At 44.0% G+C, this 16,560-nt stretch carries 14 protein-coding genes; 2 read left to right on the top strand and 12 right to left on the bottom strand.

Features of this window, described 5'->3' with window-relative positions; all coding sequences use genetic code 11:
- Nucleotides 1-4 precede the first annotated feature (4 nt).
- From ABUA34_RS00165 to ABUA34_RS00125, 9 genes are all read right to left on the bottom strand, one after another.
- On the bottom strand, nt 5-1,276 hold the full coding sequence (locus ABUA34_RS00165) for a DNA cytosine methyltransferase (RefSeq protein ID WP_349822641.1): 1,272 nt from the start codon (nt 1,274-1,276) through the stop codon (nt 5-7).
- Nucleotides 1,277-1,710: 434 nt separating this feature from the next.
- Nucleotides 1,711-3,252, bottom strand: coding sequence for a glutamine-hydrolyzing GMP synthase (guaA, locus tag ABUA34_RS00160; RefSeq protein WP_055147204.1), 1,542 nt, complete (start codon nt 3,250-3,252; stop codon nt 1,711-1,713).
- A gap of 260 nt (nt 3,253-3,512) precedes the next feature.
- Nucleotides 3,513-4,745: a S41 family peptidase gene (locus ABUA34_RS00155; RefSeq protein WP_055147201.1), complete on the bottom strand. Its 1,233-nt coding sequence runs from the start codon at nt 4,743-4,745 to the stop codon at nt 3,513-3,515.
- 64 nt (nt 4,746-4,809) lie between these two features.
- Nucleotides 4,810-6,045 (bottom strand): murein hydrolase activator EnvC family protein, encoded by a 1,236-nt coding sequence (locus tag ABUA34_RS00150; RefSeq protein ID WP_161172255.1) that lies wholly within the window; start codon nt 6,043-6,045, stop codon nt 4,810-4,812.
- Nucleotides 6,046-6,228: 183 nt separating this feature from the next.
- Nucleotides 6,229-7,137 (bottom strand): permease-like cell division protein FtsX, encoded by a 909-nt coding sequence (ftsX, locus tag ABUA34_RS00145; RefSeq protein WP_015533994.1) that lies wholly within the window; start codon nt 7,135-7,137, stop codon nt 6,229-6,231.
- Nucleotides 7,127-7,813, bottom strand: coding sequence for a cell division ATP-binding protein FtsE (ftsE, locus tag ABUA34_RS00140; protein ID WP_022216898.1), 687 nt, complete (start codon nt 7,811-7,813; stop codon nt 7,127-7,129). The genes ftsX and ftsE overlap by 11 nt, the downstream gene beginning before the upstream one ends.
- Nucleotides 7,814-8,049: 236 nt before the next feature.
- On the bottom strand, nt 8,050-9,138 hold the full coding sequence (locus tag ABUA34_RS00135) for a PucR family transcriptional regulator (protein ID WP_055224350.1): 1,089 nt from the start codon (nt 9,136-9,138) through the stop codon (nt 8,050-8,052).
- 196 nt (nt 9,139-9,334) lie between these two features.
- Nucleotides 9,335-10,447 (bottom strand): ABC transporter ATP-binding protein, encoded by a 1,113-nt coding sequence (locus tag ABUA34_RS00130; protein ID WP_004851294.1) that lies wholly within the window; start codon nt 10,445-10,447, stop codon nt 9,335-9,337.
- Between the two features lie 443 nt (nt 10,448-10,890).
- Nucleotides 10,891-11,481, bottom strand: a complete 591-nt coding sequence (locus ABUA34_RS00125; RefSeq protein ID WP_015533996.1) for a LytR C-terminal domain-containing protein — start codon at nt 11,479-11,481, stop codon at nt 10,891-10,893.
- 148 nt (nt 11,482-11,629) lie between these two features.
- On the opposite strand from ABUA34_RS00125, the gene ABUA34_RS00120 reads away from it, so the two are divergent.
- Nucleotides 11,630-12,358 carry an SDR family NAD(P)-dependent oxidoreductase gene (locus ABUA34_RS00120; RefSeq protein WP_022216899.1) on the top strand — a complete coding sequence of 243 codons (729 nt, stop codon included), beginning with the start codon at nt 11,630-11,632 and terminating at the stop codon, nt 12,356-12,358.
- Between the two features lie 114 nt (nt 12,359-12,472).
- Nucleotides 12,473-12,721: a hypothetical protein gene (locus ABUA34_RS00115; protein ID WP_015533997.1), complete on the top strand. Its 249-nt coding sequence runs from the start codon at nt 12,473-12,475 to the stop codon at nt 12,719-12,721.
- A gap of 117 nt (nt 12,722-12,838) precedes the next feature.
- On the opposite strand, the gene ABUA34_RS00110 is transcribed toward ABUA34_RS00115, so the two are convergent.
- From ABUA34_RS00110 to ABUA34_RS00100, 3 genes are all read right to left on the bottom strand, one after another.
- Nucleotides 12,839-13,915, bottom strand: a complete 1,077-nt coding sequence (locus ABUA34_RS00110) for a putative manganese transporter (RefSeq protein WP_055147183.1) — start codon at nt 13,913-13,915, stop codon at nt 12,839-12,841.
- A gap of 23 nt (nt 13,916-13,938) precedes the next feature.
- Nucleotides 13,939-14,469, bottom strand: a complete 531-nt coding sequence (locus ABUA34_RS00105) for a histidine phosphatase family protein (RefSeq protein ID WP_022216900.1) — start codon at nt 14,467-14,469, stop codon at nt 13,939-13,941.
- A gap of 144 nt (nt 14,470-14,613) precedes the next feature.
- Nucleotides 14,614-16,536 (bottom strand): carbohydrate-binding domain-containing protein, encoded by a 1,923-nt coding sequence (locus ABUA34_RS00100; RefSeq protein ID WP_349822640.1) that lies wholly within the window; start codon nt 16,534-16,536, stop codon nt 14,614-14,616.
- Nucleotides 16,537-16,560 lie beyond the last annotated feature (24 nt).

Below are 16,560 nucleotides of genomic sequence, written 5' to 3'. Positions count from 1 at the left end.
AATCTTATTTTTCTAATTGCTCTTTTATTTTATCTGCTATTACCTTTGCCATCATTGGCGGAACTGCATTTCCCACCTGAACAAATTGTGCCGTTCTCGGTCCTTCAAAATAATAATTATCTGGAAATGACTGTATTCTTGCCGCTTCTCGGACTGTAATTGACCTATGTTGTTCTATATCTGGATGAATGAAATAATGCCCATCTTTCGATAAATGAGCAAGTATTGTGTGACAATGATCCATATCGCCCTCAACAACTTTAAATCGATCTACAAATGAAGTTCTATTTTTATGTGTTTTCAAATCTTCTGGTAAATCATCATATTTCAAACGTTCATGCCGTTTGTTTTCAAACCACATATCTATTGCTCTCTTATAGATTTCAATATCCTGCGCAGTATGAGGCCTTGCTATATGTCCTGTTAATACATCCGATTTAATACGAATATTATTTTCCTTAACATAATCTTTTAGCCTGCTCATGTCTTTCATCGTATGCTCTCTTGCCTCATCACCAGGATTTAAAGCTGGTAAATCCTTAAGCAAATCCCACACTTCTGCATTACTATGAATCACTTCAAAAGATGGATAATCATAGCCTGTCCCCTTAAGCCAGCCTACTATGATTACACGTTTTCTACTCTGTAATACTCCGAAATCATGCGCATTCAACTCATCATAACATATTTCATAACCAACACGTTTCATATACATTTGAAGGTTTTTAAATGCTTGGCCGCCTCTTGCGCTCTTTATACCAGCTACATTTTCAAACACAAACATTCTAGGCTTATACTTATTAAGGAACTGTACATACATCTTGTATAATTCATTTCTTGGATCGTCCTCCATCGGAACTACCATGTGACTGCTCTGCGCCCTTCCCACCAAAGAATATGCTTGGCAAGGAGGTCCACCTATAATTACATCAATATTTTCAATTCCTTTTTCCTTTTTAATCTCATCAATTGTATTGAAAATTCCTTTGATTGTGGACTCTGACATTTCTTTATTAATCACTGTCTTAAGCTCTTCCTCAGGTATCTTCTCTAAAAGTTGCGTTCTAGTTATTTTTCCTTTTTCATAATCATAATAGCTATTAAGTTCGCCATTATCTTTCAAATAATAATATGCTATTCTCGTCTCTAATGTCTTTGCCGCATATCCATTCATCTCAACATGTGCAACTGGTCTATAACCACTTTGTATAAATCCCTCGGAAAGTCCACCGGCACCAGCAAATAGGTCAATATAATTCAATCCATTTTCATTCATGGTTTTCTACCTCATTATTTAACATTTTCTCCCCAATTACACGGTCATATCGTTGTGGTGCTTTTCGCTTACTTTATATAACCTAATCAACTTTATTATATCAGATATATCTAACCTTGGTTCTGCACATATCTTTTCTAATATGATCATAACAACCATCCATCTCTTCTTTTTTCAATTTTATTCATCTTATTTTTCTTGATTTTAGAAATATAATCCCGTTATTTTATTATACCTTGTGTCATATACCTTGTAAAATAATTCATTTGACCTTTCTTAATTCCATTCCTCTTCGCTTCATTCCTCTATATATTACTATCCTGCACAGTATATTTATTTTTTCACAAGATAAGAAAAAAGACATCATACCCTTCTATTCAAATAATACGGATATAACGTCTTTCTTCATTTTACTCACGCAACTATCATTCTCATTACTCAAACTCAATCGTTCCAGGTGGCTTACTAGTCAAATCATACATTACCCTGTTCACACCCTTAACCTCATTGATAATCCTGTTCATTACCTTCTGAAGCACCTCAAATGGTATCTCTGAACAATCTGCTGTCATGAAGTCTGTTGTATTTACAGCACGGAGTGCTACGGCGTAATCGTAGGTTCTGAAATCTCCCATACAGCCAACTGAACGCATGTTGGTCAGGGCTGCGAAGTACTGACCGAGGCTTCTGTCGAGGCCTGCCTTTGCGATCTCCTCGCGGTAGATGGCGTCGGCATCCTGAACGATCTTGACCTTCTCGGCTGTGACCTCTCCGATGATTCTTATTCCAAGGCCTGGGCCTGGGAATGGCTGACGGAATACCAGGTACTCTGGGATTCCAAGCTCAAGGCCGGCCTTGCGGACCTCGTCCTTGAATAGAAGACGGAGTGGCTCCACGATCTCCTTGAAATCTACATAGTCAGGAAGTCCGCCTACGTTGTGGTGGGACTTGATGACCGCTGACTTGTCAAGGCCTGACTCGATGACATCAGGATATATGGTTCCCTGTACGAGGAAGTCAACGGCACCGATCTTCTTGGCCTCCTCCTCGAATACACGGATGAATTCCTCGCCTATTATCTTTCTCTTTGCCTCAGGCTCGGTTACTCCGGCAAGCTTGCTGTAGAATCTGTCCTGCGCATTTACTCTGATGAAGTTCAGGTCGTAAGGTCCATCTGGTCCGAATACCGCCTCAACTTCGTCGCCCTCGTTCTTACGGAGAAGACCGTGGTCTACGAACACACATGTGAGCTGCTTGCCTATCGCCTTGGACAGGAGAACCGCAGCTACTGATGAGTCCACACCACCTGACAGGGCGCACAGCACCTTGCCATCGCCTATCTTGGCACGGAGACTCTCTATTGTATCTTTAACAAATGAATCCATCTTCCAGTCGCCTGCACACTGGCATACATCCATGACAAATGCTCTGAGCATCTTCATACCTTCCTCGGTGTGCATAACCTCTGGGTGGAACTGAGTCGCATACAGCTTCTTCTCAGCATTCTCCATGGCTGCCACTGGGCATACAGGAGTGTAAGCTGTCTTCTTGAAGCCCTCTGGTACCTCTGCAATATAGTCTGTGTGACTCATCCAGCAGATGGTCTTGTCATTCACATCTGCAAACAGCTTGGATGTCTTGTCAACCTCAACCTCTGTTCTTCCATACTCGCTGACAGGGGCCGTGCTGACCTTGCCGCCCAGCAGATGAGCCATGAGCTGTGAACCGTAACATATTCCGAGAATAGGAATACCCAGTTCGAATATCTCCTTGCTGCAGCTAGGTGAATCGTCTTTGTATACGCTGTTTGGTCCGCCTGTGAAGATGATTCCCTTTGGATTCATCTCCTTGATCTTCTCCAGCGGCAATGTGTACGGATGTACTTCGGCATATACATTACACTCTCTTACACGTCTGGCGATCAGTTGGTTGTACTGTCCGCCAAAGTCCAATACGATAATCAGTTCCTTATCCATGTATATCTCCTTTGTTGCCTTTTATTACTTATAACAGATTTCTGAACATTTCCTAGTATAACACAATATGCAGCACTTTTGTGCTGCATATTATCTAAAAATTATGTTGTTTTAATTATTTATGCATTTTACATATACGATAGCATTCGAACAGATACTTCACTGACAAATTTATATAACGCAGTAACGTCATCTGCCCTGCCCACTCAATATTGAAATCTATTATATAACTATATTTATACCAATCTCTATCTTAATCCCTACTTCAGCTTCTCCTTCAAAACCTCAATACCCTTCTGGTACTGGCTGTCATTCTTGCCCTGGAAATCCTCATAGGTATAATCATCTGGAAGATCCACCTCAATGTCAGGCGCAACACCCTTCTTGTGGATATCGTTGTCATCGTGTGTGAAATACTTCTGTGTCGTGAGCTTGATCGCTGTGCCATCACCAAGTGGTATAACACTCTGCACGATTCCCTTACCGTAGGTATTCTTTCCTACAACAGTTGCAGCCCCGAATTCCTTGAGTGCCGATGTAAGTATCTCTGACGCACTGGCACTGTACTCATTTGTCAGGACTACCATAGGCATATCGAGGTATTCATCATCTGTCGATTTATACTCGTCCACAACCTTGCCGGTCTTGTCCTTGATGGACACTATGGTTCCTTCTGGGAGCAGATAGTCGCAAATGTTTACGACCGTGGTGAGCATTCCACCCGGATCACTTCTGACATCGATCATCAGTGCCTGCATGCCCTCATTCTTGAGCTCCTCAACTGCCTTCTGGAAAAGCTCGTCTGTGTTGTCTATGAACTGCGTGATCCTCACATATCCAATCTTGTCGTCTATCATAAATGATGATACCGTGCTGTACTCAACGATCTCCCTGGTGATGGTGACATCGTGGTAAGCCTTATCACGCTCCCTGTATATCTTCAGCGTAACATCAGTTCCAGCATCGCCTCTTATGAGTGATACGAGGTAGTCAAGATCATCGTCTGTAGTGATCTCGTGATCATCTATCTGTACAATAATGTCATCAGGCTGTATATCCACCTTCTCAGCCGGTGCACCCTCAAGGATATTTACCGCACGGACATATCCCGTATCCTCATCCTTGCTGACCGTAACTCCGATTCCGGCATACTCACCCGAATCATCCTCCTGCAGCTTGGCATACTCTTCCTTGGTGTAATACTGTGCATACGGATCGTCAAGGGATTCCATTATACCCTTGTATATGCCCTCCCTGATCGTATCATCGTCAATATCATTGTAATAATAATTGTCTATGATACTCTCGATCTTCGCTGTCTTGTCAAGTACGTCCGCATCCAACAAATTGCCATCATAGGTTATCTTGGTGGAACTGCCGGTTTTGCCGCTGAGTGTGCCACTGAACACACCTGATGTACCGCAGCCCGTCAGACCGATCACCGTACTTGCCAGCACCGCTGTCACTACTGTCTTCTTCAACATTTTCCTCATATCATTATCTCCTAACCTTGTATTGCCATCAAATACCTGAATCTCTCCATATCCCCTGCCCGGTCTACTGTCCAAGGAAGTCATGCGGATTGACATACGTTCCGTCTATCGACACGCCAAAATGGCAATGCGGACCTGTCGACACACCCGTACTTCCTGCCTTTGCTATGACCTGACCTTTCACAACCTTGTCGCCAACATTTACACATAGCTGTGAGTTGTGCATATATACCGTACATATTCCGCCGCCGTGGCTGATCATGACCATGTTGCCACCGCCGCCATTGTAGCAGGACATCACGACTGTGCCGGCCTCCGCCGCAACAATATCTGTTCCATAATCACAGCCTATATCAAGTCCCTGATGATATGTACTTGCTCCCGCTGTAGGAGCATCTCGGTAACCAAATTCATCCGTGATAACACCTCCGGTCGATACCGGCCACATGAATTTGCCCTTATATTTGGAGGTGTCGTATACCTTTCCATCTTTCGTATACGCACCCGTACCATTTGCATTTGCCTTGCCCATCTCCTGTCTGGATATCTCCGCGATACGTCTCTCGGCTTCCTCACGGGCCACAGTGAACTTGTTCATCAACGACTTCTGGGCTTCTATATCACCATCATATCTGGTGATCTCTTCCTGCTTCTGATCTATAATGGTCTGCAGTTCAGCCTCGTTACTCTCCAGATCCGTCTTGACCGACTCCACCTGTCTGAGGTCAGATTCAAGCTGCGCCTCATAATTTGCTATATCTGTCTTGGTCTTGATCAGCTTTGCAAGCTGCCTCTGATCGTATTCCGATATCTGGTCTATATACTCTGATTTGTTCAGGAGATCGCTGAATGATATGGATTTGAGCAGGGCATCGACATATTCCGTCTCCCCCTCCTCATACAGATACTGTATTCTCTGCTTCATCGCCTCATACTGCTCATCCTCTGCCTTCTGAGCTTCATCCAGACTTTTCTGAGTTGTGTCTATCTCCGTCTGGAGCTCGTCTGTCTGCTCCTGCAGGCTCGTTATCTGAGTCTGGACGGATGTCATCTTGGCATCCAGATCCGCAACGTCCTGAACGATCTTGTTCTGCTGTTCCTCCAGAGAATCCAGAACGTCCTTGGCATTCTTCTCGTTTTCACTGGCATCATCCTTCTGACGCTCAGCCTCTTCCTTCGTCATGGCATATGCCATATTTCCCCCGGTCTGAGACGCAGCCATGCCCCCCATGACTACACATCCCGCAACAAGCAATGCCATCCTTCTGATATTCCCTTTTACATTGACTTTCTTTTTCATAATCTACTACTCCTTGTTATCCCCATCTAACAATTAACTAGTATATCTTATGTCGTCGTGCGTGAGCGCGATGACCTGCGCACGCATCAGCGTGCTTCATTATATTATATCGCCTGCCGGCTCAATGAGGGCATTCGCATTATGACGTCTTGCGCAAGCGCATCCGTCGCAATGCTCATTATATCATACTCTCAAATGCTTCCTCGTGGTAAGGATACTTCCTACCAGTCCAACACCGATACCAAGCACAAGTCCAACCGGTATCATGGTCTTGAACAGGTCATGCTGGCTCACAAATGCAAACAGCGTTGTGACAACCTTAAATCTTCCGGCAACATATGTCAGTATCTTATCATACATGTAGTACAGAAGGACCAGAGGTATAGCCGAACCGACCGCACCTATGATCACGCCCTCTATGATGAACGGCGCCCGTACAAATACATTTGTCGCACCGATCAGCTTCATGATCCCTATCTCTTCCTTTCGCACCGTGATACCTATGGTGATAGTGTTGCTTATAAGGAAGATAGATACCAGCATCAGTATCACAACTATTCCTATGGATGCATATCCGACAAGGGATGACAGTGTCGTGATGCTGTCCGCAGTCACGTCAGAGCTCTTGACCTTTCTGACTCCTGAAAGCCCCTGGGCAAATGCCACGAACTCCGGCTGTCTGGCCACATCCTTGAGCGTAACCTCATATGAGGCCGAATTCTTAAGTGGATTGTCCTCGCCAAATGCATTCTTTGCCGCCTGTGGATCATCGTAGTTCTGCTCAACAAATTTATTCCATGCGTCATCCGCCGACACGTAATCCATCGTGTTTACATAATCCAGAGTTCTTATCTGTGATCCGATAAGCTGTATCGTGTCGTCCGACACATCCTCGTCAAAGAACACTGATATTGTAACTGTATTCTCAAGCTCCTGCATACCGGACTGAAAGTTTACAACTACCGCATATATGATTCCAAAGAGGAACAGACATGATATGATGGTTCCAAGTGATGCAAGTGAGAACAGAATATTTCTTCTTATATTTGCAAAGCCCTGTCTGAGGATATAGAAAAATGTACTAATCTTCATCTATATATCCTCCTTCCTTCTCGTCGCTGATAATTACACCCTTCTTCAGGGTGATAACTCTCTTCTTCATCTCATTGACGATATCCTTGTTGTGGGTTACCACGACAACTGTGGTTCCTCTCTTGTTGATATCCTCAAGGAGGTTCATGATATCCAATGAGTTCTTAGGATCGAGATTTCCTGTAGGCTCATCCGCCAGTATGATGTCAGGATTGTTGACCAGTGCTCTCGCCATGGCAACTCTCTGCTGCTCACCACCTGAGAGCTCTTTTGGATATGATTTGTACTTGTCTGCAAGTCCAACCAGCGTCAGCATGGCCGGAACACGTCTTCTGATGTATCTCGCCGGAGTCTGGATAACTCTCTGTGCAAATGCAACATTCTCGTATATAGTCCTGTCCTTCAGAAGCCTGAAGTTCTGGAATACGACTCCAATCCTTCTTCTGACCTTCGGTATATCTTTTCTCTTTATCTTGCCATAGTCGTATCCGGCAACAGTGATATTTCCCTCCGTAGGATCGAGCTCCTTGAGCAGAAGCCTAAACAGAGTGGTCTTGCCTGATCCACTGCTTCCAACTATAAATACGAACTCGCCTTTTTCTATATTGATGTTCACATTCTTGAGCGCCTGATTGCCCCCAGGGTATGTCATACTCACGTTCTCTAACTCTATCATCTCATGTCTCCTATATTGCCTCTTTACGGCATAAACTGTACATTATCTTACATTTGTCCATAGTCGGATGATTCTGATTCATTTCATCCTCGCTTCATTATACTACATATTGATTGTTTTGTTGTGTATAGTTTGTGAATTAAAATTAATACACGATGCGGCAGTCTTCATATATCCATATGTAAGGCTGCCGCTTCTATGCAATCTATATTCCAGATAACTGTCCACCGGACATTTTAATAATCCAGTGACTCCATGTACTTCATGTACTTTACAACCATAAGAGCGATCTTGAATGTGATGGCATCCTCGAATACTCTCAGATCAAGGCCTGTGCTCTTCTGCAACTTATCAAGTCTGTATACCAGAGTATTTCTGTGGATGTACAACTGTCTTGATGTCTCTGATACGTTCAGGCTGTTCTCAAAGAACTTGTTGATAGTTGACAAAGTCTCCTCGTCAAACTCATCAGGGCTCTTGCCGTCAAATATCTCTCTGATGAACATCTTGCACAGAGGAAGTGGAAGCTGGTAAATAAGTCGTCCTATTCCAAGATTGCTGTATGCTATGATATCTGTGTTCTCATAGAATATCTTTCCAACATCCAGAGCCATCTTAGCCTCTTTGTATGAACGTGAAACTTCCTTTATCTCATTGACAATTGTTCCGAATGATACATGTACAGATGACATCGCCTCGGTATTGAGCATGTCAACGATGACCTTGGCAATCTTGTTCATGTCGTCATATGTCTCGTTGGACTTGACTTCCTTGACAAGAATGATGTTCTTCTCGTCCACAGCAGTGATGAAATCCTTTGTCTTGGCTGAGAAGATATTACGTACTGTCTCAAGTGCATTGGTATCCTTCTCATTCTTTGTCTCTATGATAAATACGATTCTTCTCACATCAGTATCTATGTGGAGCTTCTTTGCTCTGTTGTAGATATCAACCAGAAGGAGATTGTCTAAGAGAAGGTTCTTGATAAAGTTGTCCTTGTCAAATCTCTCCTTGTATGCGACCAGAAGGTTCTGGATCTGAAATGCTGCAATCTTGCCGACCATATATGTATCATCGGTCTCGCCCTTTGCCATGAGAATATGCTCTAACTGGTTATCGTCAAACACCTTGAAGAACTGATAACCTCTTACAACCTGGCTCTCTGCCGGTGAATCAACAAATGCACGAACTGAATCCTCGCAGTCATCTATATCCTTAAGTGTTGACGCAAGCACTTTTCCCTCTGTGTCCAACACGCACAGGTCAGTTCTTGTTATACCTTTTAATCCGTCTATTGTATCCTGAAGAATCTGGTTTGATATCATTCTTTTCACTCCTTATACTCATTATACGTTTTATCCCGTAATCCATTACTCTTATTTTAAAGCAAAATTGTAGAAAAAAAAAGAGAAAATGCAGATTTTTTATATGTATTTTCTGCATTTTCTCAATTTTTCAAGAATTAAACTACTGTTTCCAGTTATCTGGAGTGTAATTGTAAGTTCTATGTGTTATCTAAGACTAGTTAACAAGGATCTCCTCTGTCTCCTTATCGAAGATATGAATCTTGCTTAAGTCAAATGCGAACTGAACTGTGTCGCCAGGTCTAGCTGTTGTACGAGCATTTACTCTTGCTGTGATATCGAACTGGTCGATTGTGAAGTATAAGTAAACCTCGGCACCAAGCATCTCGTAGATGTTGATTCTTGCATCGATTACGCTCTCTGGTGATGACTCGATGAAGAGCTGCTCATCATGAATATCCTCTGGACGGATACCAAGAACAACTTCCTTATCGATAGCATCAAGTGCGATAAGTCTCTCAGCCTTGCTGTCTGGAACCTTGATTGAATGTGAACCGAACATAAGGAGAACGTCAGCACCTGACTTAACAACCTTACAATCGATGAAGTTCATAGGTGGCATACCCATGAATCCGGCAACGAACAGGTTACATGGCTTGTCGTAGAGGTTCTGAGGTGTATCTACCTGCTGGATGATACCATCCTTCATAACTACGATTCTTGTACCAAGTGTCATAGCCTCTGTCTGGTCATGTGTTACGTAGATGATAGTTGTCTGGAGTCTCTGATGAAGCTTTGAGATCTCAACACGCATCTGTACACGAAGCTTAGCGTCAAGGTTTGAAAGAGGCTCGTCCATAAGGAATACCTTTGGCTCACGGACAATTGCACGTCCCATAGCAACTCGCTGTCTCTGTCCACCTGATAAAGCCTTTGGCTTTCTGTCAAGAAGATGCTCGATATCAAGAATCTTAGCTGCCTCATGTACAGCCTTGTCGATCTTCTCCTTTGGAACCTTTCTTAACTTAAGTCCAAATGCCATGTTATCATATACTGACATATGTGGGTACAGAGCGTAGTTCTGGAATACCATCGCAATATCTCTGTCCTTTGGCTCTACATCGTTTACGAGCTTGTCGCCGATCCATAACTCACCTGAGCTGATATCCTCAAGTCCTGCTATCATTCTAAGAGTTGTTGACTTTCCACATCCTGATGGTCCAACAAAGATGATGAACTCCTTGTCTTCGATCTCAAGGTTGAAGTCCTTAACTGCGTTGAATCCGTTAGGATATACCTTGTAAATGTTCTTAAGTGATAAACTTGCCATTTGAAATTACCTCCGTAGTGTATATAATCTTGTTTTTGTTCACCCTAAAAACTATTGTTATTCTACATCATTGGCATTTTTCATTCTATGTGATTATTGCTCAAAAAAATTTTTAAACTTTTGTCTAAATTGTATACGTGCACAAATTTTGCAACATTTTGACGATTTTCGAACCGTTTTCCCTTGGTTTAAACTTCCTTTTTTGTGAAACCTTCACCATACCCATTTATGTCAATAGGGTTTTTCGTCACGTTTTCGGTATATTTTATTACTTTTGCCTATTGTTTTTACTCATATATATACTTGACAAACCAGAAAAATGTAGAACAGCCGGCAAAATCTGTAACATTTTGTACTACAGTAAAAAAACTCTGCTGATATCGGCGTTTTCTATTCCGATATCAGCAGAGTTTTCTATATATTTTCTACATATTCTTCTATATCTAGTTGTTGGCTGCGTTGTCCACACCTATTACTACGACAATGTCTGCACCTGAAATGTCAACATCTGAAGCAACAGATGAGTCAATATCTGATCTGTCAGCCGTTGCCGCTCCACCCAGAAGGCTTACAAGTCCGCTCACATCATATGAATCTGATGTGTAGATAACTGTTGTTGACTGATCTCCGTTGTCATATGTTCCTATATCTACTGATGTGTATCCATCCGCTGTGAGTGTTGTCTGCCATGTAGCTGCCACACCTGACACGCCTGATGCGTTGAGCACTACTACTTTTGCATCCTTGCCATTTCCTGCATTTGCATCCTCTGTTGAAGCGTCCTGTGAGCTGTCATCCGCTGATGTGTCTGAGCTGTCTGCAGCATCGCCTGAACCTCCAAATGTAGGATCTGACGGATCTGACTCCTCAGTCACGATGCTTGTCTTATTGCCCGTGTCCGATGCGTCTGATTTCTTGCTCTTGCTGACGGTTCGTGCAAGCAGTACGAGCATGACAACTATAGCCACTGCAAGTATGATAACCGCTGCTCTGAGCATTGTATCTAAGAATAATTTCATTACTTTCTTACCCATTATATAGCCTCCATCTCAATATAAATGTATATTCTCATTTGTTAACAAAAACAACTAGAGTATACCAAAGTGCTTTTTTATTTTCAACATTTAATTCGCATGATATACTAGAATTAAATTTTTGTTCACAAATAGCGGAGGTACAGATTTGAAAACAGCGATAATAATTGGCGCCTCGACAGGCATCGGAAGAGCGACAGCACTGGCGCTTTCAAGCAAATATAACAGCATATCTATCACTTCATTCAAACACAAAGAAGAGCTTCTCTCTCTGAGAGACGAACTTATGGCAAAAGGCTGCATCTGTTACTGTGAGACCGGAGACGCCGGGGATATGGAATTTATGGAGAAGTTTATACAAAATACCATAGATCATCTCGGCAGCGACATCGATCTCCTCATCAACAATGCCGGCATATCTTATGTGGGGCTTATAAACGATATGACCGCACAGGATTTTGACAGAACCATGAAGTCAAATGTGTACTCGGTTTTCAATAGCTGCCGACTCGTGGTTCCTCACATGATCCAGCACCACAAAGGACACATAATCAATATCTCATCCGTGTGGGGAAATGTCGGTGCGTCGTGTGAGGTCGCATATTCAGCCTCCAAGGGTGCTGTAAATTCCTTCTCAAAGGCTCTTGGAAAAGAGCTTGCTCCAAGCGGTATAACTGTCAACGCCATAGCATTTGGCGCAATTGACACCTCCATGAACGGTCATCTGTCACCGGAGGAACGCCAGATGCTGGAGGATGAAATACCTGCAGGAAGAATGGCCATACCTTCTGAAGCGGCAGATTTCATTGTGCACATTGCCGAGTGTGGAGAATACCTGAATGGTCAGGTGATCACATTTGATGGCGCATGGCAATAGGTGCTTTTCATCAAATTTTACAACAGTATAGGCAATTTCGTCCAAATTTCTATTGCTTAATTGTATATATTGCATTAGAATATTTTATATATGTTATAGAATCGGGGTTATAAAATGGGATTTGGATTTGGGAAAAAGAAGAAAAATATTTCATCGGACACAACTCCCGCCGCCGCAGATATCAAGACTACTCTTGACGAGGACGGCAATGTGGAGATTGTTTCCAAAAACTTCAAGATGAAGCCGACACAAAAGCTGGCGGAGCAACCATCCAGTGAAGGGGACACTTGGATCTGCTGGGGATGCGGACAGCCTACGGATCAGGATATCTGTCCTGTCTGCGGTAAGAAACGCACAAAGTAACAACTCACACACACAAGGGGCTGTGAAAAAACTCGATTGAGTTTTTTCGCAGCCCTTTTTTACTTTATTGCAATGCGGTCACTGCGCATCGCTTACATTTATTTTCTCTACACTCTGCTAAAATGTGATTCCAAGAGCATTTATTATGAGTCCCCACGCAAGGCCTGCAGCATACAGCACCACTGCTATCCTTATATTCTCCACAGGTCTATGCCTGTTCATCCTAAAGAGCACCACAAGGCCTACTCCTGCACTCACCAGAAGTCCTGACATCATAGCACCCGCGCTGAGTATTCCCTGAAGATACAGCTCGGTTATTATGACTGATGCCGCACAGTTAGGAATAAGCCCCACCAACGCTGCTGCCGCCTCTCCAAGCACAGGCACATCATTGAATATGCGGGCTATGGATTTCTCTCCTACAGCCTCTATGATCACATTTATCACAAGTGAGAATATAAATATAAATATCGCAATCTTTGCAGTGTGCACCAGAGCAGATCTGAATATTCCACCCTCGCAGTCGCAGTGTTCCTGTTCGCACACCTCATGGATATTCTTCTCTCCCAAATGTCCGTGGTCGTGACTGTGCTCATGGACATAGTCATGCACATGTCCCTTTCCTTTCTTCTCAGCAGCATCCTTATACACTATATTCTGTGTATGTATGGAGCTTTCTGCCGCTTTTGCAGTGTCACTGTGCACATGTCCGCCATGGTGTTCGTGTTCATCATGTCCGCCATGTCTGTGGACTGGATCTATCTTCTTTACCTGGACCGGCTTTCTCAGTCTGTCCAGCACAAATCCTACTATATAGCCTGTTATTACGGCTATGACCGCCTTTGTCGCAAGGATCTTCACTATTGTCCCCGCGCTTATCGCGTCATTTGACAGCATGATCGGCAGCATCTCGTCCGAGGTTGACATGAACACGGCTATGAGCACGCCCGCCCCTATCACGCCTCCGCTGTACAGGTTGGATGCCATAAGTGAAAATCCGCACTGTGGCACTATTCCCAGCACTCCGCCAATCAATGGCCCAAGCTTCTCTGCCTTTCCAAGCACATGTGCCTGTCGGCCTGCAGTTTTTCTCTCAAGCCACTCCATGACCACATAGGTGATGAGCAGAAACGGGATGAGCTTCACCGTATCAAACAGTGCATCCTTAAATGAATCTATAAGCAATTCCTTCATATTATAAAACACTCCTTCTCAGATCAGCACTCGTAGATATTGTACCCACAATTGTCCTGACTGAATCCAAAATACTCCTCGTTGGTCATATCCATGAAATAGCTGCATATCACCCTGCATATTCCGTTATGGCAGACAAACAGTACCGACGAATCCGGATAGGTCTCGCGGGTTTCAATTATAAGATCGTACGTTCTCCTGGCAATATCCATCATGGATTCTCCACCAGGATATCTGTATGCGAACATTCTTTTATTGTTCAGGAAATCCCTGTCGTCCCTCTGGACACCCTCATACACACCGTAATCCTGTTCTATAAGCCTTTCATCCGTAAGTACCGGCAAATGCTTTCTCTCCGCCACCGCTCGTGCTGTCTCCTGTGCCCTGGAGAGCGGCGATGCTATTATCACGTCAATAGAGCAGCTATCCAATCTCTCTGCAAGAAGCTGTGCCTGCTGAAGTCCTTTATCTGTAAGAGGGGAATCTGTCCTGCCACAGACCTTATTAAGTCTGTTCCATTCCGTCTCTCCGTGTCTTGCAACATATAACTTCATATGTTTTCTCCTTCCAGTCATATTGAATATCTGATCTTTCTCCCAACTGTGTATTAACTACAAAAATCTCATGTCTTTATAATATTAAGCATTTTTGCAAATTAATCAACTGTTTTCGGCTGTTAAAACGTCTGGAATTATCTTCTATATACTCATGCTGTCTGAGCTCGAACTATTGTCTTTGTTCTGTAAACTGCTATTTGTGCTGTCATTCTGCCCATTATCTGAATCACCATCCAGTCTCTGCATATTTCCACCATCTGAATTGCCACCTGGTCTCTGCATATTTCCATCATCTGAGTTGCCGCCTGGTCTCTGCATATTTCCATCGTCTGAATTACCACCTGGTCTCTGCATATTTCCATCATCTGAGTTGCCGCCCGGTCTCTGCATTCCGCCATTATCTAAATTGCCGCCCGGTCTCTGCATTCCGCCTGAGCCCTCGCTGTATGTAATATCATCCAGTGTAAATGTACTGCTCTGGTCACCGACAGTCAAAGTGTAGGTCTCACCCTGTTTCATGTCTGATGTGCTGATAACAACCGAGTTAAATTTCTTATCCACCCTATAGCTGAGCACTTCTTTGCCATCGGAATCGGTGAGTGTGATCGTCTCTCCGGCGTCTATCCACTCGTCAAAGTTGACCAGAGCCGAGCACTGTGTGGACTCATCTCCAAATCCCTGTGCCATACCGAAACCACCTACAGCCACGATCTCGCCGCCTGTTATCGCAGCACAGATTCCGTAGTCCATCGCGCCATTGCCATTGTCAGAAGGACCGAGTACATACACGCTGCCTCCTGTAATTCCAATGCAGCCGTTGGAGTCTATTCCATCACCATCAGCATTTATGTTTATCGTTCCTCCTGTTATAAGAATATATGCATCACTGTCGGCATCCATGTCCACTCCGCCCATACCTGGGTCGCCTCCAAAACCATCATGGTTGTCTCCCGAGCCTGAGCTGCCTCCAGCTGCATTGAAGCCGTCATCACTGGATATCACATCTATATCACCGCCAGTCACAAGGATCTTATCCCCCTCTACCCCCTCACAACTCTTAGATACATCTATATCTCCACCAGTTATTATCAGAAGTCCCTCCGCATGGATCGCGTCATCGCCAACCGATATGTTGATATCTCCGCCTTCTATATATACATATCCATCCTGCTGGTCGTCATTTCCCGCATGTATACCATCCTCATCACAACTCAGGTTAAATGTTCCATCCGCAATTCTCACGCTATCCTTGCCGTTCAGGCAGTGATCCTGACTGTATATGGTATAAGTGCCGCCTGTAACCACCAGGTCATCCTTGGACACGATTCCATGTCCCGTGTTATCCTTGACCGTCAGGCTTCCAGTGCCATTAAGTGTGAGATCACATTTGGCAAATATCACAGCGTCCACATTATTGTCATCCGTCTGGACGTAGTCTCCGGATACCGTAAGACTGTTCCCTGCCCCTTCCGCCAACGTAACAAATACCTTGTCAGCGTTCTTTGCATATATAGCCGCATAGTCCGCAGCCGTGATCGATACTCCGTCAAGTACAAGTTGAACCTTATCGTCATCGCCCGCATCCACCACGATGGTGCCGTCTGTGAATGTCCCTGACAGAACGTATACACCGGCCGCTTTGATCGTCACCACTCCATCCTCGATCTGAACATTTGAACTATTACATGCGGCTGTCTTTCCCGATAATGTTATCTTTACAGCATCGCTCTCATCATAGTTTCCCGCCAGATCCCACTTCGTGAACATATCTGTTATATCTATAGCCGCATCGCTCATGGCTTCATCTATAGCCGCCTGCATTTCCTCCACAGTCATCTCTGTCTTTACACTGGTATTCTCTGCATCCGCACTGCCATTTGGGCTTTCTTTATCAGCGTCCGTCTCTGTGCTCACATCACTTGTCACCTCAGTATCAGAAGTCGAGCTTGTGCTCTGGCTGGTTGAACATCCGACAAGCATTGCCATGCACATGGCCGCTGTCAACCCTATAGCCAGACATTTGCGGATTTCCGCTCTATGTCTCATATATTTATTCTTCCTCATACGATCATCTCCTTACTAAGTATC

The sequence above is a fragment of the Coprococcus sp. RTP21428st1_C9_RTP21428_210409 genome (assembly GCF_040227395.1).
Lineage (GTDB): Bacteria > Bacillota > Clostridia > Lachnospirales > Lachnospiraceae > Coprococcus > Coprococcus aceti.
Note: the sequence above shows the minus strand (reverse complement) of the source record. Positions and strands in the feature narration are given on the sequence as shown.